The organism is Arthrobacter sp. M4 (assembly GCF_020251205.1).
Taxonomy (GTDB): domain Bacteria; phylum Actinomycetota; class Actinomycetes; order Actinomycetales; family Micrococcaceae; genus Arthrobacter.
Genome location: NZ_JAIWYX010000004.1, coordinates 303,589 through 328,080 on the forward strand (window position 1 = coordinate 303,589; position 24,492 = coordinate 328,080).

A 24,492-nucleotide genomic window follows, 5' to 3' on the forward strand; every position below is an offset into this window, starting at 1 on the left:
ACCAATTTGACGGCGACCGCTGATATGGTGTTGCCACAGTCACGAGTTGCCGCGCAACGGCACCGCGCAACCGAGGGGGGACCGTGAGTGATGAAGCAGCTGGGGCATCGTCAACACAGCGTGTCGTGGTGGTTGCTGATTCCGATGCCGCACGCCTGGAGCTAACAACCGGCGCGCTGTCAGGGGCGGGTTTCCAGGTCCACACGGCCGGGGACGCCTCCACGCTGGCTGCAGAACTCAAACGGCGACACCCCGCCGTCGTCGTCCTGGAAAACGCCCTGACGCATAGCCTGCCCAGCCCCGGAGTCCCGGTGCTTTTGCTGCTCAATGCCGGGGACTCCGTGGACCTCGAGGCTGTGGAAACCTGGCGAGTGTCGGACTACGTCATCAATCCCCCGCGCCCGGAAGAGCTGGTCCACCGGGTTGAGACGCTGATTGGCCGCGCGCAGGAAAGGCACCGGCTTCGCAGCGACGTCGAGGCCCTCCGCGAGAGCCTCCGCAAGGTGTCCGCGGCCGTGCGGGCCACCAATGTCCCCCAACAAATTGCTGAACACCTTGTCCGCGGCTTTGGCGAGGCCCTCGGCGCCGACTACGTCTGGTTCGCAACCTTCCGCGACGAACGCGTCCCGCGCATCCGTGCCCAGTGGAACAGGGAGGGGCTCACGGAGGCGCGGGCGCGGCTGGGATCACGCGAAGACAAGGTGGCTGACGCCTCCAACCGCCTCTGGACCGAGGCGGATGTGCTGGCCGTCAACGACCATCGTTCCGAACCGACCTCGGCACTGGCCTCCACTTTGCATGGTTGGGCCGGCGAGCTCAGCGCGAGGTCCTTCGTGGCGGTACCAGTCGGGGAGGGCGAGTCTGCCCTTGGCGTCATCCTGGTGGTTATGGTCAACCAGGGCCATGACTGGTCCCGAACCGAGATCGCCTTGATGCAGCACGTCGCAGGAAACGTTGCCCACGGCCTCATCCAGGGGCACCTCATCAGCGCCCAGCAACAGGTCCTGCAGCAGCTCCGGCAACTGGACAAGGCCAAAACTGACTTCCTTGCCACGGTCAACCACGAGCTTCGGACACCGCTCACGTCCATCACGGCCTACCTGGACATGATCCGCGAGGGCGCCGGCGGCCCGGTTTCGGAGGGCGTTGAACGGATGCTGGAAGTCATCGACCGGAATTCGGACCGGCTGCGGCGGCTCATCGAGGACATGCTGACCGTTTCAAAGCAGGGTTCCAGTTCCAGCCTGAACCTCAAGCCGGTGGACATCGGCCAGGTCCTGCAGATCGTGGTGGCCACGCTTCGCCCCCTCGCCGAATCGCGGGACGTGGCGGTCACCCTGGAGGAACCCGCCGAGGACGTCAAGGTCAACGCCGACGAGGCACAACTGGAGCAGGTCTTCACCAACATCGTGGCCAACGCCATCAAATTCACGCCCGACGGCGGCACCGTGGGGATAACCTCGGAGCCGTCAGTAGCGGACGACGGCGGCCCGTCAGTTTTGGTGCGCGTGGCGGACACGGGCCTGGGCATCCCGGAGCAGGATCTCCCCCATGTCTTTACCCGCTTCTTCCGCGCGTCCAATGCCACGTCCACCGCAGTGCCCGGAAGCGGGCTGGGGCTGGCCATAGCACACGACATCGTCAAGCGTCACACAGGGCGTCTGGGACTGGCGTCCAAGCTGGGTTCCGGGACCACGGTGTCGGTGGAGCTTCCAGTCGGCGGGCCGTAACAATCACGTCATATTACGCAGTTAAAGAGTTGTCACAAACTAAAAAACGGATACCCCGGACTGTAGTCCGGGGTATCCAGAGGTTAACCCGTCGGATAGGCCAACCTGATTACTCAGGCGGCACCGATCACGGCCACCAACCAATTGTGGTGGAACTGGTGGTGTCCTTTGGAGGGGCGGCGTTGGCAGGGGCTGCAAAACCCGTAACCGCAAGGATGGCCGCCATAAGTAGTGATGCCGCAAGTTTTTTCATTCGCTGGACCTTTCGGCTTATGAGAATTTGGCTATGTGAATTGCAAAACCGTCACGCTGGATAGTATACGGGCATTCGCCCGATCAGGACATGGATAATAGGCTCATGCCTACTCCGCAGTTAACTCCACATCTGGTGGCTGAGCTGAGCGCCCGCGCCAGTTGGAAGAAGCGGGAGTACGACGTGGCATTCCGGGAGGCCGGAGAGGCTGCGGAGATGGCCCTCGCAGCGGGTGATGAGCTCGCCTGGTGGAACATGAAGTACCTCCAGGCGGAGTGCCTACGGGACAAGGGCGCCATCATGGAATGCCTCCAAATGGCAATGGATCTCAAGGAAAACGCGCTTACCGGAACGTCCGCGGAGCTTGGTTCCCGGGCGGGGACGCTGCTGGCTGTCTCCTTGCAGGGCCTTGGCAGGTTGCCGGAGGCGGCAACGGCGGCCAACGACGCAGCGAAGCTCGTGGCGGGCAACGTCAACCTGGTGTACCAGCACATCCTGGCCCAAAGGGCCCTTATCGCGGCTCTTGCCGAGGGCAGGCTGCTGGACGATGCGTGGCGTGAATGCCTGGTGCTGGAAACTCTTTTGGGCGACGCCGTTGACGAAGATACAGCGGGCAAGGGTTATTGGGTCATAGGAAATGTGGCATTCCTGAGCGGCCGTCTGGAGGACGGGAGCCGTTTCCATGACCTGGCCGCAGACAGGCTTTCACCCTCAAAAGATGTGGATTTATGGGCGCGTTTTAACCGGGCATCGGCGGAAATGCGGTTGCAGGCCAAGATCGCCGATGCGGCAACTCTGCGTTGTATTGAACGCGCGGAACTCGCCACGGATATTGTTGGCGGCTCCGAACGGGATCACTTGGAAATGTCATTGGTCCGCGCGCATTGGAATTTCCTCAGCGGCGATATGGCAGGAGCCATCGCGATCCTTGAACCGCTTTGTGCCAAATCCTCCATTTTGGCCATACAAACAGCTGCGGAAGCACATTTCCTGCTTGCCCGGGCTTTCCTGGGAGCAGGACGCGATGATGACGCCCGGCGAACCTTCGAAGAGGCGGCTAGGCTGTTCGATAGGGCAGCCGCCCCGGAGCGAAGCGCAGTGGTCCGTACACATCTGGAAGGTATCGGCCAGGAACACCTGGACGATTCCGACGGGGCTGCTGGAGGACCTGTAGGGGGTTAGATGTCAGATGCAGTGCGGGATCCCGGCGGCGACCCCCGCCTGGGCCGACTGCTGGACGGTATCGTCAAGCTGGCAGCAGGGGAACTGGACACACGCATAGAAGTGGACGAGCCTAGGGACCAAATCGATGCCGTGATCATGGGGACCAACATCCTCGCCGAGGACCTCCAGGTTATCTACCAAGAGCTGGAGAAGCGCGTCGAACTACGCACTCGCATGCTGCACGAGGCACACCTCAAGATGCAGAAGATGGCCATGACCGACTCCCTCACCGGCCTGTACAACCGTTCTGCGCTGGTGGCGGCCCTCAACGAGGCCCAGGCAACTGCAGAAGACGGCGGACCGGCGTCGGCCCTGTTGCTCCTGGACCTGGACGCCTTCAAAGGCATCAACGACTCCCTCGGCCACAGCACCGGCGACAGGGTCCTCACAACCGTGGGCGGCCGCATCCTGGAGTCCGTACGCGAAGGTGACCTCGTGGCCAGGCTGGGAGGCGACGAGTTCGCAGTCCTGCTGCCCAATGTGACGCCCGCCGAGGCTTCCACCATAGGCAACCGAATCCTCGCCTCATTCGAGGGCACGGTGGAGGTGGAAGGAAAGCACATCCGCTGCGGCGCCAGCATGGGACTGCGCATGGCCGAGCCAGGGCAGACGGCCGAGGACCTGCTGATGGAAGCGGACATCGCCATGTACGAGTCAAAGGCGGAGGGCCGCAGCAAGCTCAAGGTCTTTGAAGCCACAATGCTCCATGCCCGCCAGCTGAAGAACCAGCTGATCGGCGAGCTCAAGGACGCCATCTTTGATAACCAACTGGTGCTCTACTACCAGCCGATCATCGAGTTGGAGACCGGCGCGATCGAGGGTGCCGAAGCCCTGGTCCGCTGGAAGCACCCTTCCCGGGGCATGATCATGCCGGACGTTTTCATTCCCATCGCCGAGGAGACCGGGTTGATCTCGGAGCTGGGCAACTGGGTGCTCCGCGCCGCCGTCGAGCAGTTGCGCAAATGGCGGGCCGACCCGGTGACCGGACATCACAACTTTTCCATCCGCATCAACGTCTCCGCCGCCGACCTGCAGCGCCTCGAGTTCATTGAGGACGTCAGGGACATCCTGGGTGAGGCTGGCCTTGATCCTGCCCTGCTGGTGCTGGAACTAACCGAAAGTGCCGTCATCCAAGGCAATGACCTGGACCGCTACACGCTGGCGAGCCTGCGCCGGCTGGGCGTTGGGCTCGAGATCGACGACTTCGGCACGGGCTACTCCTCAATCAGCTACCTCCGAAAGCTCCCCGTAGACGCCGTCAAAGTGGACCGGACATTGCTCTCCGCCCTTGGCAGCGACCCGGCCCAGCCTGCCCTCATCGCGGCCGTGCTGCAGCTCATCCGCGCCTGCGGCCTTGGCGCCGTCTGGGAGGGCATAGAAACAGCGGACCAGGCCGAATACCTTCGCAGCATAGGCTGCACCAGCGGTCAGGGGTACTACTTCAGCCGGCCATTGCCCGAGCCTGAATTCACCGAGAAGCTCGCAAACAACAAGAGCTGGCCGGTGGCTGGCTAGCCGCCTGCTTTTTGATGCCGAAGCGCCCGTCGGCTGCTCCGCCACGGTCGGTTTAGCGTCTGAAAACGAAAGGTACGGAGCCGTCCCAAGCCCCCTAAGCTCTTGACAGCACGCGCGATCTAAGATTACCTAATGATCGTTCGGTAAATAAAAGCTGGAGGCAACGACGCATGGCTGATACGACCATCCCCGGTGTGGTCCACCACATCCTCACCAACGACTATGCCTCCGAGTGGATGGGGATCGAGGTCCTCAAAATCGACGACGGCCACGCGACCATTCGCATGGCCCTTCGCCAGGAGATGCTGAACGGCTTTGGGATGGCGCACGGCGGAATGATCTTCGCCTTCGCGGACACAGCCTTCGCCCTTGCCTGCAACCCGGCCAACCCGGGTCCGTCCGAAATCGACACCATCACCGTTGCTGCCGGCGTCGACATCAACTTCCTGAAGCCCGCATACCAAGGCCAGGTGATCACCGCCGTCGCGAACCGCCGCGCCCACACGGGCCGCAGCGGGCTCTACGACATCCAGATCTACGCTGCCCACGCTGATGCGGCGTCGGCAGCGTCCCCCGATGAGGCCCCAGGCGAACTCATCGCCGAGTTCCGCGGCCGCAGCCGCACGATTTCCAAGAAGTAGGACCACGCAATGACGCTCCACACCACAGAACCGGCCACCCCGTCCGCCGGCGGCGCCGCACACGCAGGCGGTGCCGCTCAAGCAGGCGGTGCCGCCGTCGTCAGCGGAACTGTTTCCAGCGATGCAGTCCTGGACCGCGAAGAGACCATCTCGCGCGACGAACTGGAGGCCTTGCAACTGCAGCGCCTGCAGCACACGGTGGCCTACGCGTATGAGCGCGTGCCCCTCTACAAGCGCAAGTTCGACGAAGCCGGAGTCCACCCGTCGGAGCTGCGGGAACTCTCCGACCTTGGCAAGTTCCCCTTTACCACCAAGGAAGACCTTCGGCTGGAGTACCCCTTTGGGATGTTCGCCGTCCCGCAGCACCAAGTGGCCCGCATCCACGCTAGCTCCGGCACCACGGGCCGGCCCACGGTGGTCGGCTACACCAAGAATGACCTCGCCAACTGGGCAACTCTCGTGGCCCGTTCACTTCGCGCCTCCGGCGTCCGCCCCGGCATGAAGGTCCACAACGCGTACGGCTACGGCCTCTTCACCGGCGGGCTGGGAGCCCATGCGGGGGCGGAAGCCTTGGGCTGCACCGTCATCCCGATGTCCGGCGGGCAGACCGAACGCCAGATCCAGCTCATCCAGGACTTCCAGCCGGACGCCATCCTGGCCACGCCCACGTACCTGCTGACTATCGCCGACGCCATGGCGCACATGGGCATCGACCCCACTTCTACGTCGCTCAAGTACGCGGTGTTGGGTGCTGAGCCGTGGACCGAGGAAATGCGCCACGAACTCGAAACCACCATGAACATCAAGGCCTGCGATATCTACGGCCTGTCCGAGGTCATGGGCCCTGGCGTCGCTGGCGAAGCAGTAGAAACCCAGGATGGAAGCCACATCTGGGAAGACCACTTCCGGCCCGAAATCATCGACCCCTTCGATCACTCCACAGTGTTGGACGACGGACAGCCGGGCGAACTGGTGTTCACCTCGCTGACCAAGGAAGCGTTGCCCATCATCCGGTACCGCACCAAGGACCTGACCCGTCTCCTGCCGGGCAGTGCACGTCCCGCGCACCGCCGCATGGGACGCATCACGGGCCGCAGCGACGACATGATCATCCTCCGCGGCGTGAACCTGTTCCCCTCGCAGATCGAGGAAATCGCCCTGCGCATTCCCGAACTCAGCCCGCACTTCCAACTGGAGATAACCCGGCCCGAGGGCAAGCGCATGGACGAGCTCACCGTGAAGATCGAGCGCCGGGAAACGGTGAGCGCGGAACAAAGCGCTTCCGCGGCCCGGTCACTGCGTGAGCAGATCAAAATCCATGTCGGCTCGTCCTGCGTTGTGGACGTAGTGGAACCGGGGTCCCTTGAGCGATCCAACGGCAAACTTCGCCGCATCTACGACCTGCGTCCTAAAGGCTGAGCCCTACCGTTCATGAGAAACTGACCAGTATGCCAACTGAGACCACCACCAAGCGCGGACGCCCGGGCTACGACCAGCAGTCCGTGTTGCAGATCGCCGTCGACGTGTTCAACCGCCACGGCTACGACGCTACGTCGATGGGCATACTGGCCGAGAACCTAGGCATCTCCAAGTCCGCGATCTACCACCATGTGCCGTCCAAGGGCGATCTGCTCAAGCTCGCCCTTGACCACGCACTCGGTGGCCTGGAAGCCATCCTGGAGGAGCCGGGGGCGCAGTCTGGTCCCGCCGACGCCCGCTTGGAATTCGTGGTCCGGCAGACCATCTACGTGCTGGTGGACCGCCTGCCGTTCGTGACCCTGCTGCTTCGCCTGCGCGGGAACACGGAGATCGAACGGGACGCGATGGCCCGCCGCCGTAGCTTCGACCACAAGGTTGCCGAACTGATTTCGGCTGCCCGGGAGGACGGCTCCCTGCGCCAGGACATCGATCCACGCACCGTGACCCGCCTCCTGTTCGGCACCATCAACTCGATTGTTGAGTGGTACAAGCCGGGCGGCTCGCTCTCCAAGGAGAAACTGGCCGACGACGTCATCACCATCGCGTTCGACGGTCTCCACGCGTCCAAATAACCCCCGCTTAAAACAGCAGATAATGCGAGCCACGAGGAACGTACGTCGCATTATCTGCTGTTTCTTTTGTTGAGTTTCAGCGCCGTGAGGCTCTGTGAGGTGCTCAGCGCTTAGTGCTTGACGGCTTCCAGCTTGAGCATCTTGGCGATGACGTTGTCCAGCTCGGAGTCGTCGAAGATCTTCTTCCAGTCGTCCTTGATGATGGTGTCCTTGCCGTACTGGATGGCGATTTCGCACGCCTCGGAGAACGGGTTGGAGCCGCGCAGGGCGTTGGTCAGCGCGATCTGGACGTGGCCGAACAGCATGGCCTTGGCGGCCTCCTCCGGTACGCCCACGGTGTGTACGGTCTCGTGCAGGGCCTCGTTGAGCAGGGTGCCGATCATGCAGGCCACGGTTTCCACGAGGGTGGGCTCCAGGACTGCCAGCTGGTACACGGTGACCCAGTGCACGTCGATGACGGGCGCGTAGATGGTGCGGATGACGGCCTCGGTGAGTTCGCGGGTAGCGGCGGGGGCGTCCTCGTCGATGGCTGCCACGACGTTCTGCGGGGCGCCGGCGCCGCCGAAGGTGTCGGCCCATTCTTCCTTGGTGGTCCGCTCCAGGAACACCGATGGGTGGCACGGGTGGGCAACGGCCTGCACAACGTCGTCGCGCTTGGCCAGCAGGCCGGCGTAGGCGGCGGCCGGGTCCAGCGTGAGCAGGACGGCGCCGGACTTCATCTGCGGCACCACGCCCTGGGAGACGACGCCCAGGACGGTGTCCGGAACGGCGAGGATCACGACGTCGGCGGCCTTGACGGCGTCGTCGGTTGCGGTGATCTCGCGACCCTCAGAGCGGACGCGGTCCTGTCCGGCCGGGCTGTTCTCCGAATAGAAAACGGTGTGGGCGCTCTTCTGCAGGTTGCGCGAAACGCGCATGCCCATCTTGCCACCGGCACCAATGACGGCAACGGTCAACTGTTCTGCTGACATTTCATTTACTCCTTAGGAAATCGAGGCTTTTCTGGGTCCACTGGTTCTCGAGGCGGATGGTCTCCTCTTCGGAGTCCTGCCACGGGAGCCAGTGCTCGACGATTTGGTTGATTTTTCTTTCTTTGGGTTGGATCTTTTGGACCATGTACTCGTAGTCCAGAAGGCCCTCGCCGAGGGGCGCGCCGGAGTAGGTGAAACCGACCCAGCCCTCCTTGCGGCTGAACGCAAAGTCTTTGATGTGCATGTTCAGGACATACGGTGCGACGGCGTCAATCACCTCGCGGGGCATCTCGAGGGCCGCCACGGTGTTGGCTGGATCGGAACAGATCCCCAGGTACGGGCTGCCGATCCTTTGCACGACGTCCAGGATGGTTGCGGTGGGAACCTGTTCGTAGGTTTCGATCGCGAGCTGCATTCCGGCGTCTTGGAAGGCGGGCAGCGCCTCCTTGAGGATCGCGTAGGCTTCGTCGGCGTCCGGTGTGTGCCCGGGCATGTTGAACATGGTCCGCAACAGACCTGTTCCGAGGATCTTGCCAATATGCAGGAACCGTTCCAGATGGTCGGGCCGGATGCCTTTGGTGCCGAGTTCCAGGGTGATGCCCAGGCGATCAGCGGTGGCGCGGATGGCGGCGAGGTCGTCGTCGGACATGGTTTCCAGCGGGGCGTAATCGCAAATCTGGAACAGGTCCACGCCCAGCTCCGCGGTACGCATGAGTGCGTCGTGGATACTCAGCGGGCTGGTCACCCGGTCCGAAAGCTGCCAGAAGAATGCGTAGCTGCTGAGGCCAATCCGGCTCATGCTGACACCTCCGCTGCCTCTTGAGCTTGGGGGACGGTTCCAAGCCCCGCGGGGGCCTCGAGGCGCTGGACTGCTTCATCAAGGATGGCCGAGAGGGCGGCGGGGTCGTGGGCGAAGCGGCCAAGGAACAGGCCCGCGACGGCGGTGTCCAGCTGGGCGAGCAGACCGGGTCCGGCGCTGCCGCCGTAGATGACCCGGCTGTCGTCCTGCCCTTCGCGGGTGGCCAGGTGGGCGTCCAGTCCCGCGATCACGCTGTTGATGTATTCCGGGGTGGCAGGTTCGGGGGCGCCAATCGCCCACTGCGGCTCATAGGCCACAATGGTCCGGCCGGCCCGCCCGATGCTGGCGGCCCGGTTGAGAACGGCATCGATTTCCGCTGCGCAGTACGCGATTGCTTCCTCGGCCGTGCCTTTCGCGGGCTCGCCGACGCAGAACACCGGGGTGAGGCCGTTGCGGTACGCCGCGGCGGTTTTAAGGCCGATCACATCGTCGTCCTCACCGAAGATGCGGCGACGCTCGGCGTGCCCCACCTCAGCGTAGGCTCCACCGATCTCGGCGACCATGGAACCGCTGACCTCGCCGGTATAGGCACCCAGGTCCTCCCAGAAAAGGTCCTGCGAGCCCGTGCCGGCACGGGTCGGTGTCAGGATCCGCGTCGCCTCGACAAGCACGGGGAATGCCGGGAGGATGAACAGCTCGATCCGGCCGTCCTGCACCGCGGGGTGGGCTGAGGCGATCTCGGCCACTGCGCGGCACCATTCCAAGGTGCGCTCGTAGCCGAAGTACATCTTCAGGCTCACGCCGATCACCGCGGTGCGGCGCGCGGGGCCGCCGGGCGTTACGGAGGTGACAGGACCGCCGCCGGGCGATATGGAGGCGATAGGACCACCGCCGGGCGCTACGGAGGCGACAGAACCGCCGCCGGGCGTTACGCCGTCGGGGTTAGCAGGATGTGACACCTTCGTAGTCCTTAATCAGGGCGACCTTTTGTGCGGAGGCGGAGGTCTCGTCGAAGGTGTACGTGAGCCATTCCTTCGCGAGGCGGCGGGCCAGTTCCAGGCCGACCACACGCTGGCCGAAGGTGAGCACCTGGGCGTTGTTGGACAGGATCGAGCGCTCCACGGAGAAGGAGTCGTGCGCGGTCACGGCGCGGACACCCGGAACTTTGTTCGCGGCGATCGCGACGCCCAGGCCCGTGCCACAGACAAGTAGCGCGCGGTCGGCCTTGCCCTGGGCCACCAGTTCCGCCGCGGCAATGGCCACGGACGGGTACGGAGTGTGCGATTCGGCGTCGACCCCAACGTCGGTCACAGACCCAACGAGTTCGCTGGCCTGCAGGTCCTTCTTCAGGGCTTCCTTGTATTCGTATCCGGCGTCGTCGCAGCCGACAACGATCCGCAGTTTCTCGCTCATGCGTTCTCCTTCAGGGTGCTCTGGTTGACGAGGGTGTTGTGGATGGCCCTGACAATCAGCGCCATGGACACGGCACCGGCGTCGGGGGTTCCCAAGCTCTTTTCGGCGTGCGGGCGGGCCCGGCCCATCAGGGGCAGCAGCTGCGCGGTGGCTTCGGCGGCATGCTCGGCCACGCTGGCTGCGGCACCCCAGGCCTGCCCAAGGTTCTGCCCGACGGTGACGCCTTCGGACAGCGAGTCGCTGAACGGTGCGAGGACGTCCACCAGGGTCTTGTCGCCCACGGAGGCCTTGCCGAAGTCCATGATCGAGCGCTTCGCCTCCGCAACGCCGGCGGCCATTTTCGCGGCGGTGGGTGCGTCGGTGTCCCCCACAGCTTGCCCGACGGCCCGCAGCGCCATCCCCCACAGCGCGCCCGAGGTTCCGCCGGCTTTGTCCGCCCAGGCGTCCGCGGCCAGGTTCAGGGTGGTGCCGGCACCGGCACCGCGTTCGACGGCGTCAGCGGCGGCTGCCGCGGCAGCGTGCACCCCGCGTTCCATGCCGATGCCGTGGTCCCCATCGCCGGCAACCGCGTCGATCCTGCCCAGTTCGTCCACGTTCGCGTCGATCACATCCCTCGCGGCACCAAGCGCGGCAAGGACGCGGACGGCCGCGGCACGGGATTCTTCCGAAGCAACCGGGATGGAACGTTCGGCGGCGTCGTTCCCGGCGGCGTCGTTCCAGGCGGCCAGTTCATCCGTGGTCAGGGCCTGGGCCGTGACGGCACCGCGTCGGAAAGCAGGCGCATCGCACGGAGCCAACCACAAGGATTCGAGTTCCTCGTCCAGCCAGAACAGGGTCAGGGAAGTGCCGGCCATGTCAAAGCTGGTCACCAGCTCGCCCACCTGGGGGTCCACGATCTCCAGTCCGGCTTCCTCAAGCAGCTGCGCGACGCGGCGGTAAACCACAAACAGCTCTTCGTACTTGACACTGCCCAGTCCGTTCAGGATCGGGACCACTCGGCGCTTCGACATCGAACCAGCATCGGACGCGCGGCTCTCGGCGACGCCGCCGTCGGCGCGGCGGTCGGTCACGCGGCCATCGGTAATGCGGCCGCCGGCGACGCGGCCACCGTCAACTGGGCCATCGGCGACGCGTCCATCGGCAACGCGTCCATGGGCAACGCGGCCATCGGTCACGCGGCCATCGGCAAAGCGGCCATCGGCAAAGCGGCCATCGGTCACGCGGCCATCGGCAACGCGGCTGTCGGCGACGTTGCCGCCGGACACAGTGCCGCCGTCGAGGTCTTCCGGAATCTCCGCGAGGAGGTCCTTCACCAGCAACTCGGCTAGCTCGTCCGCCGTCGGGATGTCCGTCTCCCGGATGCCAGGCTCGCCGTGGATGCCCATGCCAACCGCCATCCGGCCCGCCGGAACCGTGAACAGCGGATCCTTCGCTCCCGGTAGCGTGCAGCCTGTGAACGCCAGTCCAAAGGACCGCGTGCGGTGGTTGGCGCGTTCAGCGACCTTGACGACGTCGTCCAGCGTATAGCCGGCCTCGGACGCGGCGGCAGCTACCTTGAACACGGTCAGGTCACCCGCAATACCCCGGCGCTTGTGCTTCTCCGCCAACGGCGCGGAGGATATGTCGTCCGTGACGGCGACGCTACGGCAGTCGATGCCGTCCGCCCGGAGTTTGTCCTGGGCCTGGGTGAAATGCAGCACGTCACCGGCATAGTTGCCGTAACTGAGCAGCACGCCGCCACCATTATCAGCGGCCTTCGCCACGCTGTAGACCTGCTGCGCGGACGGGGAAGCGAAGAGGTTGCCCATCGCCGCGCCGTGCGCCAGCCCCTGCCCCACCAGACCCGCGAAGGCCGGATAGTGACCCGAGCCGCCACCAATCACCAACGCCACGCTGCCCGGGGTGCTGCGCGTGCTGCGGGCCACACCGCCGGAAACGCGGCGCACCCAACGGCCATGGGAAGCGACAAAGCCTTCGATCATCTCATCAGCGAACGCGGAAGGCTCGTTGTAAAGGCGGGTCATTGCGGTTCTCCTGGGTTGTGTGGCTGCGGTTTTGCGTGGCGGTTTTTAGGCCGGATGTACTGTTCCCGGCTGAATGGGCTGACCGGGGCTGATTGGGCTGGCTGGGCAGGTGCGGTGTCAATCGGCGCGGCGGCTCGTCGCCGGGGTGAGGGACGACGTCGGACGCTCTGCTTTGCGGCGGCTCGTCGCCGGGGTGAGGGACGACGTCGGACGCTTTGCTTTGCGGCGGCTCGTCGCCCGGGGTGAGGGACGACGTCGGACGCTCTGCTTTGCGGCGGGCCGACGGTCCCGGCGGCCCGCCAAAGACTTACGGCTCCGCGTGGTGGCCGGCGCCTGTGGGATCAAGCGCTTCGGCGGCTACGCCCTGGCTGACGCGTCCGGCGCGGCTGAGGGCGACCATGAGGATGCAGGACAGGAGCATGAAGCCGCCCACCACGAACATCGGAACGGTGTAGTTACCGGTCCAGTCCTTCAACCAACCCGTGATGTATCCGGCGCTGAAACCTGCCAGGTTGCCCACGGTGTTGATGAGCGCGATGCCAGCAGCTGCCGCAGCGCCGGTCAGGAACTGCGTAGGCACGGTCCAGAAGTTGGGCAGGGCCGCGAAGATGGACATGGCAGTGATCGTGATGACGGCGATGGTTGCTGCCGGGGAACCAGCGAACAGGGCCAGCGGGATGCTCAGGCCGCCCACGAGGGCCGGGATCGCGATGTGCCACGTCTTGACGCCGCGCTTGGTGGCGTCCTTGGACCAGAAGTACAAAGCGAACGCTGCGGGCAGGTACGGGATGGCTGTGATGAGGCCCTTCTGAAGGACGTCGAACTTTGTGCCGTAGATGCCTTCGAAGCCGGCGATGATGGTCGGCAGGAAGAAGCCGAGGGCGTACAGGCCGTAGATGAAGCCGAAGTAGATCAGCGACAGGACCCACACTCGGCCGTTGCCGAACACGGTACGGACGCTGACGTGCTTGTTGCTGGCAACAGTCTCGTTCTTTTCCTTCTCCAGGGCACCGGTCAGCCAAGTCTTCTCGTCGGCGGTGAGCCACTTGGCCTTGGCTGGGGAGTCTGCCAGGTAGAACCAGGAGATGATGCCGATGATGATGGCGGGCAGGGCCACGCCGAAATACATAAAGCGCCAGCCTTCGAGGCCGAAGAACAGGCCGTGCTGCTGGATGAGGGCACCGGCCAACGGAGCGCCGATCACGGTGGTCAGCGGCTGTGCCAGGTAGAAGAGGGCCAGGATCTTGCTGCGGTGCTTGGCAGGAACCCAGAGGCTCAGGAAGAGGATGGCGCCAGGGAAGAAGCCAGCCTCGGCCACGCCCAGGATGAAGCGCAGGATGTAGAGCTGCTCAACATTTCCAACCCAAGTGAACAGCAGGGAGACGATGCCCCAGCTGACCATAATGCGGGCCAGCCAGCGGCGGGCACCGAACTTGTGCAGGGCCAGGTTGCTGGGGACCTCCAGCAAAATGTAGCCGATGAAGAAGACTCCGGACGCAAAACCGAACTGCGCCGCGTTCAGCGCAAGGTCCGTGTTCATGCCGTTGGGGCCGGCAAAGGAGATGGCCGTGCGGTCCAAATAGTTGATGAAGAACATCAGGGCGACGAACGGCACCAGCCGAACCGCGACCTTCTTGATGGCGGATCGCTCGACCGCCGTTTGCGTGGTGTCCACGTTGACTCCTTGGTGTATTCCACCCGTTGGGGGAAGCGCCCTTCTCTGGACGTGTTCGGGTTGGATTTCTCAGTCCGGACCTGCCCGTGCGGGCACGACCGGCTTTAAGCGCTTGAAAAAACGATAGGTCCAAAACGAAAATTGGTCAACCGGTTGACTGCAATGATTTTCTGCTCGCTCGTTCAGTGAGGCGGCGGTGGGGGCTTTGGCCGTGCCGTAGGGGCGCCATCTGTCAACGTCAGCGATGAAGGCTTGCAGTCGGGGTCACTGGCGGAGGCCGCCCGATCGGCGGCCTCCGCCAAAATACGGGTTGGCACGGCAGATGCTTCAGCGGGGGCGGCGCCATCTGTCAACGTCAGAGGTGAAGGCTTGCAGTCGAGGTCACTGGCGGAGGCCGCCCGATCGGCGGCCTCCGCCAAAATACGGGTTGGCACGGCAGATGCTTCAGCGGCGCCGGCGCCATCTGTCAACGTCAGCGATGAAGGCTTGCAGTCGAGGTCACTAGCGGAGGCCGCCAGGCCCAGGCCAGCCTGGGCAAAGATCGGTCATCCGGTTGCTACCCTGTGAAGGTGTCAGGAAATTCCGCCGCTGCAGCGGCCAAAATGAGCGCCGCCCTCACGCCGATGGAGCATGGCTCCGTTGTCTCGGAGGTCGCGGAACGGCTGCTCGCATACTTCACCAGCGGCGACATCGCGGTAGGAACCAGGCTCCCAGCCGAGCGTCAACTGGCAGCCTCGCTCGGCGTCGGGCGTTCCGCAATCCGGGAAGCACTGGCGGCGCTGGAAATCCTGGGAATTGTCATCGTACGGCCGGGCTCCGGCACGTATCTGCGGGACGGAGTTTCCGAACTACTCCCCCGCACGCTCAGCTGGGGGCTAATGCTCGGCGAACCCCGCACGCGCGAGCTCGTCGAACTGCGCAGCGGGCTGGAAGTTCAGGCCGTGCAGCTTGCTGCCCGAAGGATCACGGACGAAGCACTGGACCGGATGCAGGCAAACCTGGACGCAATGGAAGCCAGCCTGCATAACCTGAGCGCTTTTGTTGAAGCCGACGCCGCCTTCCACCGGGAAATTGCAGCTGCGTCCGGGAACCAGGTACTCCTGGAACTGTTACAGAGCATCCGATCACTTCTGCGAATCTGGGTGGACCGGGCCCTTACCGACGAAGGCCATGCCGCTGCTGCGCTGGCCGAGCACCGGGAAATCTTCCACGCCCTCAAGTCGCGGAATGTCGAGGCCGTGACCCAGGCCATGGCATCGCATATGGGAACGGCGTCGCGCCGCTTGCTAGCTGGCTACGACGCCGCCCAGTAACGCAGTCCCCCACACAGCGAGATGGCAGTTAATGCCAATCCCAGCGCCTGGAACCGGCGTTAACTGCCATCTCGAGTGATGCCAGGCTTTCTCCGGAGTTAGAGCTGGTACTCCGCCTGGACGCCCAGCGATTCGTGGATACACAGGATGTTGTGCTCAGTGTCCATGAACCAGGCACTCTTCTCATCAGGTGCGGTCCAAATGTGGTTTTTAGTCTTCATTTCCGGCAAATCGTAGTCCTGGAACTCGATGCCTTGGGCCGCCATTTCCTCCATAACGTGCTCGATGTCATGAACTTCGAAACTCAGGGCGGTATGCTCCGAATGCTTTCCGTCCTGGACCGGCATCAGCTGCAGCGTGTGGCCGCCGGCTGTGCCAAACAAGTCATTTCCGTCCCATGTCATCCCACGGTGCTGGAGTCCGAGCTTCTCGGCGTAGAAGTTCCGGGCCCGGGCGGCGTCGTCGACCGGTAGAACGGTAGTGGCTGTATCAAGGGCAAATTTCATAAAACACCCACCTCCTACGGAATGCATCTTACGCTCGGCCCAGTCGCCAAATCGATGGGTTTTGTGGTCCAGCTCCCCATATCCGCAGCGCAACCCGTCGCCCCATGAGGCCGGCAGGCATAAACTGTGCGCGTGAACTGGACGGACGAAATTCCGCCGTGGCTACCGCCAATCGGAGGCAAGGGACCACGACATCACCGCGGCCGGGCGCTAATCATCATCGGCCTGACCATCCTGTCCGGATTTATGGTTTTCGCGATCGTTTTGAGCGCCGTCGGTGGCCGTCACACCATTTACGGCCTATTGGTCGGCGCAATTGGCCTGATACTGCTTATCACCGGCCTCCTCCGCCGAAATCGGCGCTAAGCCTCATCAAACGCAACTAACGGCAATCCGAACGATCAGGACTGCCGTTACTGCGTTTTAGACGAACTATTTCTCGACGAGAGTGAGGACGTCGTATGTGGCCACGATCTCGTCATCCTGATTGGTGAGCACAGCGTCCCAGGCCACCTCGCCGTACTCATCAGTTTCGCGGGGCGTGATCCTCTTGGCCGTCAGGGTTACTCGGAAAGAATCTCCCGCCGCCACCGGCTTGACGAAGCGCAGGTTCTCCAGCCCGTAGTTGGCCAGCACGGGACCCGGCGCCGGCTCCACAAACAGGCCCGCCGCCCAGCTCAGCTGCAAGTAGCCGTGAGCCACGATGCCCGGGAAGAACGGGTTGGCTTCAGCCGCCTCCTGGTTGGTGTGGGCGTAGAAGGTGTCACCCGTGGAGTTCGCGAAAGCCGTTATGTCCTCCAACGTCACCTGCCGAAGCCCGGACCGCACGGCATCGCCGACCCGGAGCGTCGCCAGCGACTTCCGGAAGGGGTGCGTGGACTCGGTCTCAAGGGTGAAGTTTCGGTCGGCGCCGGTGTGCCAAACACCGGTAACCGCTGTAAGCATGTTCGGCGAACCCTGGATGGCGGTGCGCTGCATGTGGTGCAGCACGGAACGGATTCCGCCCAGTTCCTCGCCACCGCCGGCCCGGCCGGGGCCACCGTGGACCAGGTGGGGGACGGGCGAACCGTGCCCCGTGGACGTGCGGGCGTCTTCCCGGTTGAGCATCAGGACCCGGCCATGGTGGGCCGCGATCCCTGTCACCAAAGTCGAAGCCACCGACGGATCGTTGGTACAGACCGTCGCTACCAGGGAACCGCCGCCCCGGGCGGCGAGCCGCACGGCGTCGTCGAGGTCTGAGTAGCCGATCACGGAGGAAACGGGACCGAAGGCTTCCAGCGAGTGGACGGCCTCGGCGTCGACGTCGTCCCAGCTCAGCACCACTGGGGACATAAACGCGCCGCCTTCGACGACGCCAACGGTTCCGTCCGCGGAGGTGACCGACGGCGAATCGAGCGATCCGTAGGCGAGCTCACCGCCGGCGTCGAGCATGGATTGCACGGCGGCGCGAACGTCGGAGAGCTGCTCAAGGGACGCGAGAGCGCCCATGGTGACGCCCTCGGCGCGCGGGTCGCCTACAACAACGCGCTGCTCCACGCGCTCGCCGATGGCGGCAACGACATCGGACACCAGGTTTTGGGGCACGATGGTGCGGCGAATCGCTGTGCACTTCTGGCCGGCCTTGACGGTCATTTCGGTGACCACGGACTTGATGAAAGCGTCGAACTCAGGTGTGCCAGGGACTGCATCGGGACCGAGAATTGCGGCGTTGAGCGAGTCTGTCTCGGACGTAAAGCGCAGGCCGCGCAGGCCGACGCTCGGGTGCTGCTTGAGTGAGTTGGCGGTGGACGCGGAACCTGTGAAGGCGAGCAGGTCACGGTAGTCGAGGTGGTCCATCAGGTCCCGCGCGGGGCCGGAGATGAGTTGCAGCGATCCGGCAGGAAGGATGTTGGACTCGACAATGGCCTTCACCACCGCGGCCGCCACGTAGCCGGTTGGTGTGGCCGGCTTAACGATGGTGGGGACACCCGCAATGAAGGCGGGCGCGAATTTCTCCAGCATCCCCCACACCGGAAAGTTGAACGCGTTAATCTGGACGGCGACGCCGGGGATTCGAGTGTAGATGTGTTCCCCCACAAATGAACCATCCTTGGACAGAACCTCCATGGGTCCGTCCACCACAACCTGGGAGTTGGGAAGCTCGCGGCGACCCTTGGAGCTAAAGGTGAACAGCACGCCGATGCCGCCGTCTACGTCGATCATCGAGTCAACCTTGGTGGCGCCGGTCTGGTACGAAGAGCGGTAGAACTCCTCGCGCCGGCCGTTGAGGTATTGCGCCAGTTCTTTCAGCTTGAGCGCGCGCTGGTGGAAAGTCAGCTTGCCAAGTTCCGCCTGGCCTATGGTCCGGCCGTATTCGACGACGGCAGCCAAGTCGAGTCCCTCGGTGCTCACTGTGGCCAGCGTGGCGCCCGTGCTCGCATCCCGGACTGGGACGCCCAGGGGGGAGGCAGACTCCGGCGTCCACCAGGCATCCTTCACGAAGCTCGGGACGGTTTCAACGGCAGTGGCTTCGGGGGCGAATGCGGCTGTGGTCATCGTCGACGGGTCCTTCCAAGGAGGGGTCTCACGGCTTGGGCCAGGGATCTTCCCATGCGTTTGGCGGGATGATGATTACTGACCGGCCGTTCGGTAATGTAAATAGGGTACATGACGTTCCGCTTCAGCACACTAGTCCCGTCCCAGATTCCCGGCAGGTGAGGAAGCTGAGACACTCCGGAAACATGCCGCCGCAGAAAAGAAACATTGACCGGCTACGCTTCTTGACACTTGGACAACGAGGTCCAGCAACGAAGGGAAGTTCACCAACAATGTTTCTCTTGAGCGGAATCACCCTCTTTCTTGACGGCGGCCGAAAAGGTTTCAGCGGCTCGTGGGGTGAGGGCAATAACACTACGGATTTCCCCAGCGGCCAACTGACTTCCACAGCCTGGGCCGGCTGGTGGCATGACGAGGTCGCGGGCCTGGCAGAAAGGCCTGCCACCGCAGCAGAGTGAGCTCGCACGGCCCCGAAATGACGTGGAGTCAGCTCACGCGAAGCCAGCTGAGGCAGCAAATAGGGTACCGACCACCCGTTACAACGTGATGCCTTCGGCGTAGCCTCAACCCTGAGCGCCGAAACCCTGTGGCCGCCGGCCGCATCGCCGCTCCGAGGAGGCGTCACGATGCTAACCACGACCCAAACGCCCAAGCGGCGCCTGATGCGCTTCGTGGCAATGATGGCCGGGCTCGCCCTCCTCACTGGGCTCTCCACGGGACCGGCAGCGGCGGCTCCGGCCACTGTATACGTCGGCTTGGGCGATTCCATCGCAGCAGGGACTGGTGGCGGGCCGTCCAGTCCGCCTTGCCACCAGACCCCGGCTGCCTATCCTTCCAGCCTCGGAGGCGTGAACGTGGCATGCTTCGGAGCGACCACCGGTTCAGTTGTCCAACTGGAGCTGCCGTTTGTTCCCTCCAACGCTGCGCTCGTCACAGTCACAGTGGGCAGCAACGACGTGGGTGCCGGAAATGTCGCCGCCACGTGCACCAAGGCACCCGGTTCCCCGGCCTGCCAGGCAGCTCTTTTCGACTCGGTGGCCATCCAACTGCCAAAGCTTCCGGGTCGAATTGCTTCGATGGTGAAGGCGATCCGCCAGAAAGCGCCATCCGCGCAGATAGTTCTGACAGGTTATCCGCGACTATTTACGTCCAACCCGCTCATGACCCCCGAGCAATTGGCTACCACGCAGAGTGTCAACCGGGCTACCGACCTGCTGAACGCGTCCATCGCACTTTCAGCGTTGTTGAGCAGGGCGCGGTACGTCAGCGTCACGGACCGCTTCATCAACCACGGAGTCGGATCCTCAGATCCCTGGATCGTCGGTCCGCCATCCCTGTGCATTCCGACAGTCAACTGCCCCACTCAGCCTGAACAGTTATTCCACCCCACGGCTACAGGGCACATTCAGGGCTACTCGGCAGCCGTGGCTGCTTCCTTTGTTGGAGTAGGCTAACCCGCGCTTCGCCAGGCGGAACTCCAGGCCGCAGGCGAACCCCAGGCTCGGGTGAGCCGCAGGCCGCAGGCGAACCCCAGGCCCGGGCGAACCCCAAGCCGCAGGGCGAAACTCCAACCCGCAGGCGAACCCCAGGCCCGGGCGAGCCCCAAGCCGCAGGCGAGCCCCAAGCCCGGGCGAGGCATGCTCGCCACGAAGCCCCAAACTGCGGACGGACTCACTCCGACCAGTCGTAGAATCCTTTGCCCGTCTTCCGCCCCAACTCCCCTGCCGCCACCTTGTCCCGGAGGATCTGCGGGGGCGCGAACCGCTCCCCGAGGGTGGAATGCAGGTACTCGGCAATGCCTAGCCGAACGTCCAAGCCCACCATGTCTGTGGTTTTGAGCGGACCGGTGGGGTGTTTGTAACCCAGGACCATGGCGTTGTCGATATCCTCCGCGGAGGCGACACCCTCCTCCACCATGCGCATCGCTTCAAGGGCGATGGCCACCCCCAGCCGCGACGAGGCGAAACCGGGTGCGTCGTTGACCACCACGGCGGTCTTCCCGAGCGCCGTGGTCCAGGCCTTGGCCAGTTCCGCGAGTTCCGGGGCGGTCTCCTTGGCCACCACCACTTCGATGAGCGTTGAGGCCGGCACGGGGTTGAAGAAGTGCAGGCCCAGGAAGCTGCTCGGCCGGGAGAGCTCGTGGGCGAGCGCAGTGACGGACAGCGAGGAAGTATTCGATGCCAGGAACGAGTCCGCAGGAAGATGCTTCTCAACTTCCTTCAGCGCCGCGACTTTCAGACCGAAATCCTCCGGGACAGCCTCGACTACCAAGCCGCAATGCTTGAATGATTCGTAATCCGTCGATGTGCTGAAGCGGGACAGCGCTTGTTCCGCACTCTCCTCCAAGGCGCCCCGGGCCACGGATTTCCCGACGGCGTCTGACACGCGGGCGTGCGCACCTGCGGCAGCCTCGTGGTCGCGTTCGACGACGATCACGGTGGCACCCTTGATCAGGAACGCGTGCGCGATGCCAGCGCCCATGCGGCCGCCGCCCAGTACACCGATCACGTGCGGAAGTGGTTTGGCTACGGTCATTGCTGGATCCTGTCTGCCTCTGGGGTGGGTTGTTCCGCGACCTTGGCAGCCTTGCGCTCTGCCTTCTTGTCCAGGAACTCCTGCATACGGTCAAACTTGGCTTGGGATTCGAAGAGGATGCCCTGCGCCAGGGTGTCCACCAGAGGGTGCGCTCCCGCCGGCGCATGGAAAACTGCTTTGGTGATGCGCACGGCCAAGGGATCCTGGCGGGCAATCCGGTCCGCGAGCTTATGGGCAGCATCCATCAGCTGGGGAGCCTCGTGGATCTCAGTGATCAGGTTGATGCGGAGCGCCTCCTCCGCGCGCAGCACGGCGCCGGCCAGCAGGATCTCCTTGGCCAGCGGCTCGCCCACCAATTCCTTCAAGCGCCAACTGGCCCCAGCCGCTGCAAGGATTCCCAGGCCCGTTTCCGGATTGCCAATGCGCACGCTCGGCGTCCCGATGCGGAAATCCGCCGCATAGGCCAGTTCCGCGCCACCGCCCAGACAGTAGCCGTCAATGGCTGCGATGACGGGCATCGGAAGCTTGGCGATCCGGACGAAGATGGTGGAGTTGATACCCTGCAAGGCGTCGTCGCGAAGCCGTTCCCGGAGCTGTGCAATGTCCGCGCCCGAGGCGAAAACGCCGTCCCCTCCCGTGATGATCAGAATCTTCGGTTCGCGCTCCAACTCACCGCAAACACGGTGCAGTTCATCTACCATCTGCTGGTCGATGGCGTTACGGACCTCGGGCCGGTTGAGCGTCACGGTGACGCGGTCGTCAGCCTCATCAATCAGGAGGGTGGAGAATTCTGCCGGGTTGAGCGTCATGACACACCTTCCACGAGGAGTGCTGAACCCTGGCCGACACCTATGCACATGGTCGCCAGTCCGATCTTGCGGCCCGGCGACGAGGCTAGCTCGCGTTCCATCCGGCCCAACAGGGTAATCGCAATCCGGGAGCCGCTGGAACCGAGCGGGTGGCCCAGGGCAATCGCGCCGCCGTCGTTGTTGACTATCTCCGGGTCCAATCCCAGGCGGCGGATGCTGGCAAGGGACTGCGTGGCGAATGCCTCGTTGAGCTCCACCGCGGACAAGTCGTCAACACTGAGGCCGGACCGGGCCAGGATCTTTTGCGTGGCGGGAACCGGGCCAATTCCCATGATTTCCGGCTCGCATCCGGCAGAACCGCCGTCGATAATGCGCGCGCGCGGCATCAGGCCGTACCTGGCCACGGCAGCCTCCGACGCCACCACAATCGCCGAGGCTCCGTCATTGAGCGAGGACGAGTTGCCTGCAGTCACCACCGAACCGCCGGAAATGACGGGGCGCAAACCTGACAGCACGTCCATGGATGTGCCGGGGCGAGGCCCCTCATCAGTATCCACGACCGTTTCACCCTTGCGCGTTTTGACCGTTACCGCGACGATCTCGTCCTTGAAGCGGCCCCCATCAATCGCCGCGATGGCGCGCTCGTGCGAGCGGACGGCAAAGGCATCCGCGTGCTCACGGGTAATTCCATCAACTCGGGCAACTTCTTCCGCGGTTTCCGGCATGGAGAACGTCATTTTGCCACCGCGCGAAAGCTCACCCTTCTGGAAGAGGGGGTTGACGAAACGCCAGCCGATGGAGGTATCGAAGATCTGGCCTGGCTTGGCAAACGCCGCAGTGGGCTTCTCCTGGACCCACGGAGCGCGGCTCATGGACTCCACGCCACCGGCAACCACGATGTCCGCGGCGCCCGCCTTGATCATCTGGCCAGCCATGATGATGGCGCTGAGGCCCGAGGCACAAAGGCGATTCACCGTGATTCCGGGAATGTGGAGCGGAAGTCCCGCAAGGAGGGTGGCCATTCGCGCGACGTTCCGGTTTTCCTCACCGGCACCGTTGGCGTTTCCCAGGATCACCTCATCGATGGTGTCAGGATCGACGCCGGCCCGAGCCACCGCCTCGGCCACCACCAAAGCAGCCAGGTCGTCCGGGCGAACACCCGAGAGGGCACCCCCGTAGCGTCCGACCGGGGTGCGGGCACCACCAACAAGAAAAGCCTCCACCATGAGAACATCCTTTGCGCAGGGAGCATGGTCGCTAACTGAATAATTTACCGACCGTTCGTTCTATAAAGATTACACGGTGTGCTCCGAGGGTCAACAGATCCACCCTTCCGGCCTGGCCTCAAACCACCCTTAGTCCGACGTGTTTTGCCAGCAGGGGCGCAAGCAGTCCCAGTTGGTAGTCGTCAATGACCGCGCCGGCAAGATAGCCGATGCCATTGATACCCTCGAAGTCGCTGCCCCGCAGGTCCACGTCACTCAACTTGGCCGCCGTGACGTCCAAGGTGCCCACGATGCAGTTCTTCAACGCCACCCGCGAGGCGGTGCAGGCGCCGAGGTCCAGTTCATTGATGATGCAGCCGCTGAGCTGGACGTCCGTGAGGTTGGAGCCGCGCAGGTTGACGTAGTCCAGCTTGCCGCCTTCGATCGACACTGATTCCCATGTTCCGTCATAGAATTCGGCGGAGCCCCAGCGTGGATTGCTGATTCGGACCTCACGCCATGTGCTGCGGGACGCCAGCAGGACCGGCGCAAACGGCTCAGTGAGGACACAGTCCCTGAAGGTGGCACCACGCAATTGGGCTTCATGGAGGTTGACGCCTTGGAGTTCGCACTCGATGAAATCAGCGCCCGCCAGGTCCTGGCCTTCCGCCGACGCCCGACTAAACCTCAGCCCGTCATAGGATCCGCCACGCTCAAACTCCGGATCCGATTCCTCGCGCAACTCCCCAAGATGAACGCCTGGAAGGCGGGGCGCCGTGACCTTTGACTTCGCCTGGGCCATCACAGTGATTCCGCCTTCGCTGCGATCTCAGAAAGGTCCTTGGCCAGCGCCTTGCGGGTCATGCTCATGCCAAGTTTGCCGAACAGGGCCATGGTTAACCGGCTAAAGAAAGTTGGCCTGATGACCTCGGCGCCGAAGGTCAGCGTAAGGTCCGTGCCGCCGTCGCTCTCCAGCAGTGTGAAGCGGCTGGTGTAGTCTGCTCCGCCTTGGACGGCCTTGACCGTGGTGCTCCGCCGGGGTTCGACGTCTGCAACCCACATTTCCACGGTCTCGCTGCGGCCCATCATTGATCGAGTCTCCTTCCAGCGTGTGCCCTCACCATAGGGGCCTTCACTAAGCATCTGGATTGAGTCGATTCCGGAAAGCGTCCTCGCGGACCCCGGGATATCGGTAATAACGGACCACACTTGCTCCGGAGTAGCGCGGATGTGCTGGGTAAGGCTGGTGCTGTGCTCCATAAGGTCGAGCCTAGCGCCGGGGTGCGACGCTTT

The 24,492-nt window shown here is 63.9% G+C and carries 23 protein-coding genes; 10 read left to right on the top strand and 13 right to left on the bottom strand.

From position 1 onward, the window contains the following. Window positions 1–83 precede the first annotated feature (83 nt). The 6 genes from LD110_RS09810 to LD110_RS09835 all read left to right on the top strand — a co-directional run bounded on the left by LD110_RS09810 (window position 84) and on the right by LD110_RS09835 (window position 7,414). Window positions 84–1,730: an ATP-binding protein gene (locus tag LD110_RS09810; protein WP_225498610.1), complete on the top strand. Its 1,647-nt coding sequence runs from the start codon at window positions 84–86 to the stop codon at window positions 1,728–1,730. A gap of 358 nt (window positions 1,731–2,088) precedes the next feature. Beyond that, complete coding sequence (locus LD110_RS09815; RefSeq protein WP_225498611.1) at window positions 2,089–3,165, top strand: hypothetical protein; 1,077 nt, start codon at window positions 2,089–2,091, stop codon at window positions 3,163–3,165. Continuing rightward, window positions 3,166–4,722, top strand: a complete 1,557-nt coding sequence (locus tag LD110_RS09820) for a bifunctional diguanylate cyclase/phosphodiesterase (RefSeq protein ID WP_225498612.1) — start codon at window positions 3,166–3,168, stop codon at window positions 4,720–4,722. A 170-nt stretch (window positions 4,723–4,892) separates the two neighbouring features. Next, complete coding sequence (locus LD110_RS09825; RefSeq protein ID WP_225498613.1) at window positions 4,893–5,363, top strand: hotdog fold thioesterase; 471 nt, start codon at window positions 4,893–4,895, stop codon at window positions 5,361–5,363. Window positions 5,364–5,372: 9 nt separating this feature from the next. Continuing rightward, window positions 5,373–6,782 (top strand): phenylacetate--CoA ligase PaaK, encoded by a 1,410-nt coding sequence (gene paaK, locus LD110_RS09830; protein WP_225498614.1) that lies wholly within the window; start codon window positions 5,373–5,375, stop codon window positions 6,780–6,782. Between the two features lie 29 nt (window positions 6,783–6,811). Continuing rightward, a complete protein-coding gene (locus LD110_RS09835; protein WP_225498615.1) occupies window positions 6,812–7,414 on the top strand; it encodes a TetR/AcrR family transcriptional regulator in 603 nt (200 codons plus the stop codon). Between the two features lie 110 nt (window positions 7,415–7,524). Here the strand turns inward: LD110_RS09835 and LD110_RS09840 are convergent, their stop codons facing one another. From LD110_RS09840 to LD110_RS09865, 6 genes are all read right to left on the bottom strand, one after another. Next, window positions 7,525–8,385 carry a phosphogluconate dehydrogenase C-terminal domain-containing protein gene (locus tag LD110_RS09840; RefSeq protein WP_225498616.1) on the bottom strand — a complete coding sequence of 287 codons (861 nt, stop codon included), beginning with the start codon at window positions 8,383–8,385 and terminating at the stop codon, window positions 7,525–7,527. A gap of 1 nt (window position 8,386) precedes the next feature. After that, window positions 8,387–9,184 carry a sugar phosphate isomerase/epimerase gene (locus LD110_RS09845; protein ID WP_225498617.1) on the bottom strand — a complete coding sequence of 266 codons (798 nt, stop codon included), beginning with the start codon at window positions 9,182–9,184 and terminating at the stop codon, window positions 8,387–8,389. Beyond that, window positions 9,181–10,143, bottom strand: coding sequence for a triose-phosphate isomerase family protein (locus tag LD110_RS09850; RefSeq protein WP_225498618.1), 963 nt, complete (start codon window positions 10,141–10,143; stop codon window positions 9,181–9,183). Before LD110_RS09850 ends, LD110_RS09845 begins: the two co-directional genes overlap by 4 nt. Continuing rightward, window positions 10,127–10,597: a ribose-5-phosphate isomerase gene (locus LD110_RS09855; protein ID WP_225498619.1), complete on the bottom strand. Its 471-nt coding sequence runs from the start codon at window positions 10,595–10,597 to the stop codon at window positions 10,127–10,129. Before LD110_RS09855 ends, LD110_RS09850 begins: the two co-directional genes overlap by 17 nt. Then, the gene (locus LD110_RS09860) at window positions 10,594–12,621 is read right to left on the bottom strand and encodes a dihydroxyacetone kinase family protein (RefSeq protein WP_225498620.1); all 2,028 of its coding nucleotides are present in this window, start codon (window positions 12,619–12,621) and stop codon (window positions 10,594–10,596) included. The genes LD110_RS09855 and LD110_RS09860 overlap by 4 nt, the downstream gene beginning before the upstream one ends. A 307-nt stretch (window positions 12,622–12,928) precedes the next feature. Then, window positions 12,929–14,296 carry an MFS transporter gene (locus LD110_RS09865; RefSeq protein ID WP_225498621.1) on the bottom strand — a complete coding sequence of 456 codons (1,368 nt, stop codon included), beginning with the start codon at window positions 14,294–14,296 and terminating at the stop codon, window positions 12,929–12,931. A gap of 569 nt (window positions 14,297–14,865) precedes the next feature. On the opposite strand from LD110_RS09865, the gene LD110_RS09870 reads away from it, so the two are divergent. Continuing rightward, window positions 14,866–15,609 (top strand): FadR/GntR family transcriptional regulator, encoded by a 744-nt coding sequence (locus tag LD110_RS09870; protein WP_225498622.1) that lies wholly within the window; start codon window positions 14,866–14,868, stop codon window positions 15,607–15,609. A gap of 98 nt (window positions 15,610–15,707) precedes the next feature. On the opposite strand, the gene LD110_RS09875 is transcribed toward LD110_RS09870, so the two are convergent. After that, window positions 15,708–16,115 (bottom strand): VOC family protein, encoded by a 408-nt coding sequence (locus tag LD110_RS09875; protein ID WP_225498623.1) that lies wholly within the window; start codon window positions 16,113–16,115, stop codon window positions 15,708–15,710. A gap of 132 nt (window positions 16,116–16,247) precedes the next feature. On the opposite strand from LD110_RS09875, the gene LD110_RS09880 reads away from it, so the two are divergent. Then, complete coding sequence (locus tag LD110_RS09880; RefSeq protein ID WP_225498624.1) at window positions 16,248–16,481, top strand: hypothetical protein; 234 nt, start codon at window positions 16,248–16,250, stop codon at window positions 16,479–16,481. Window positions 16,482–16,547: 66 nt separating this feature from the next. Here the strand turns inward: LD110_RS09880 and paaZ are convergent, their stop codons facing one another. Next, window positions 16,548–18,650, bottom strand: coding sequence for a phenylacetic acid degradation bifunctional protein PaaZ (paaZ, locus tag LD110_RS09885; protein ID WP_225498625.1), 2,103 nt, complete (start codon window positions 18,648–18,650; stop codon window positions 16,548–16,550). A 281-nt stretch (window positions 18,651–18,931) separates the two neighbouring features. Here paaZ and LD110_RS09890 point away from each other — a divergent pair, with 281 nt between their 5' ends. Together LD110_RS09890 and LD110_RS09895 are read left to right on the top strand one after the other, a co-directional pair. After that, entirely contained in the window at window positions 18,932–19,108 is a 177-nt protein-coding gene (locus LD110_RS09890; RefSeq protein WP_225498626.1) for a hypothetical protein, read from the top strand. A gap of 168 nt (window positions 19,109–19,276) precedes the next feature. After that, window positions 19,277–20,104 carry an SGNH/GDSL hydrolase family protein gene (locus LD110_RS09895; RefSeq protein WP_225498627.1) on the top strand — a complete coding sequence of 276 codons (828 nt, stop codon included), beginning with the start codon at window positions 19,277–19,279 and terminating at the stop codon, window positions 20,102–20,104. Window positions 20,105–20,321: 217 nt separating this feature from the next. Here LD110_RS09895 and LD110_RS09900 read toward each other — a convergent pair whose 3' ends face one another. The 5 genes from LD110_RS09900 to LD110_RS09920 all read right to left on the bottom strand — a co-directional run bounded on the left by LD110_RS09900 (window position 20,322) and on the right by LD110_RS09920 (window position 24,459). Beyond that, complete coding sequence (locus tag LD110_RS09900; protein ID WP_225498628.1) at window positions 20,322–21,185, bottom strand: 3-hydroxyacyl-CoA dehydrogenase family protein; 864 nt, start codon at window positions 21,183–21,185, stop codon at window positions 20,322–20,324. Continuing rightward, the gene (locus LD110_RS09905; RefSeq protein WP_225498629.1) at window positions 21,182–21,994 is read right to left on the bottom strand and encodes an enoyl-CoA hydratase/isomerase family protein; all 813 of its coding nucleotides are present in this window, start codon (window positions 21,992–21,994) and stop codon (window positions 21,182–21,184) included. The genes LD110_RS09900 and LD110_RS09905 overlap by 4 nt, the downstream gene beginning before the upstream one ends. Continuing rightward, window positions 21,991–23,220: an acetyl-CoA C-acyltransferase gene (locus LD110_RS09910; protein ID WP_225498630.1), complete on the bottom strand. Its 1,230-nt coding sequence runs from the start codon at window positions 23,218–23,220 to the stop codon at window positions 21,991–21,993. The genes LD110_RS09905 and LD110_RS09910 overlap by 4 nt, the downstream gene beginning before the upstream one ends. 118 nt (window positions 23,221–23,338) lie before the next feature. Continuing rightward, window positions 23,339–24,001 (bottom strand): pentapeptide repeat-containing protein, encoded by a 663-nt coding sequence (locus LD110_RS09915; protein ID WP_225498631.1) that lies wholly within the window; start codon window positions 23,999–24,001, stop codon window positions 23,339–23,341. Further along, the gene (locus tag LD110_RS09920) at window positions 24,001–24,459 is read right to left on the bottom strand and encodes an SRPBCC family protein (protein ID WP_225498632.1); all 459 of its coding nucleotides are present in this window, start codon (window positions 24,457–24,459) and stop codon (window positions 24,001–24,003) included. The genes LD110_RS09915 and LD110_RS09920 overlap by 1 nt, the downstream gene beginning before the upstream one ends. Window positions 24,460–24,492: the final 33 nt, after the last annotated feature.

Coding starts and splice junctions, on each gene's coding strand:
- LD110_RS09900 (WP_225498628.1), bottom strand. CDS start 21,185: ATGACCGTAGCCAAACCACTTCCGCACGTGATCGGTGTACTGGGCGGC.
- paaZ (WP_225498625.1), bottom strand. CDS start 18,650: ATGACCACAGCCGCATTCGCCCCCGAAGCCACTGCCGTTGAAACCGTC.
- LD110_RS09815 (WP_225498611.1), top strand. CDS start 2,089: ATGCCTACTCCGCAGTTAACTCCACATCTGGTGGCTGAGCTGAGCGCC.
- LD110_RS09895 (WP_225498627.1), top strand. CDS start 19,277: ATGCTAACCACGACCCAAACGCCCAAGCGGCGCCTGATGCGCTTCGTG.
- LD110_RS09875 (WP_225498623.1), bottom strand. CDS start 16,115: ATGAAATTTGCCCTTGATACAGCCACTACCGTTCTACCGGTCGACGAC.
- LD110_RS09860 (WP_225498620.1), bottom strand. CDS start 12,621: ATGACCCGCCTTTACAACGAGCCTTCCGCGTTCGCTGATGAGATGATC.
- LD110_RS09835 (WP_225498615.1), top strand. CDS start 6,812: ATGCCAACTGAGACCACCACCAAGCGCGGACGCCCGGGCTACGACCAG.
- LD110_RS09915 (WP_225498631.1), bottom strand. CDS start 24,001: ATGGCCCAGGCGAAGTCAAAGGTCACGGCGCCCCGCCTTCCAGGCGTT.
- LD110_RS09845 (WP_225498617.1), bottom strand. CDS start 9,184: ATGAGCCGGATTGGCCTCAGCAGCTACGCATTCTTCTGGCAGCTTTCG.
- paaK (WP_225498614.1), top strand. CDS start 5,373: ATGACGCTCCACACCACAGAACCGGCCACCCCGTCCGCCGGCGGCGCC.
- LD110_RS09855 (WP_225498619.1), bottom strand. CDS start 10,597: ATGAGCGAGAAACTGCGGATCGTTGTCGGCTGCGACGACGCCGGATAC.
- LD110_RS09910 (WP_225498630.1), bottom strand. CDS start 23,220: ATGGTGGAGGCTTTTCTTGTTGGTGGTGCCCGCACCCCGGTCGGACGC.
- LD110_RS09840 (WP_225498616.1), bottom strand. CDS start 8,385: ATGTCAGCAGAACAGTTGACCGTTGCCGTCATTGGTGCCGGTGGCAAG.
- LD110_RS09920 (WP_225498632.1), bottom strand. CDS start 24,459: ATGGAGCACAGCACCAGCCTTACCCAGCACATCCGCGCTACTCCGGAG.
- LD110_RS09825 (WP_225498613.1), top strand. CDS start 4,893: ATGGCTGATACGACCATCCCCGGTGTGGTCCACCACATCCTCACCAAC.
- LD110_RS09820 (WP_225498612.1), top strand. CDS start 3,166: ATGTCAGATGCAGTGCGGGATCCCGGCGGCGACCCCCGCCTGGGCCGA.
- LD110_RS09905 (WP_225498629.1), bottom strand. CDS start 21,994: ATGACGCTCAACCCGGCAGAATTCTCCACCCTCCTGATTGATGAGGCT.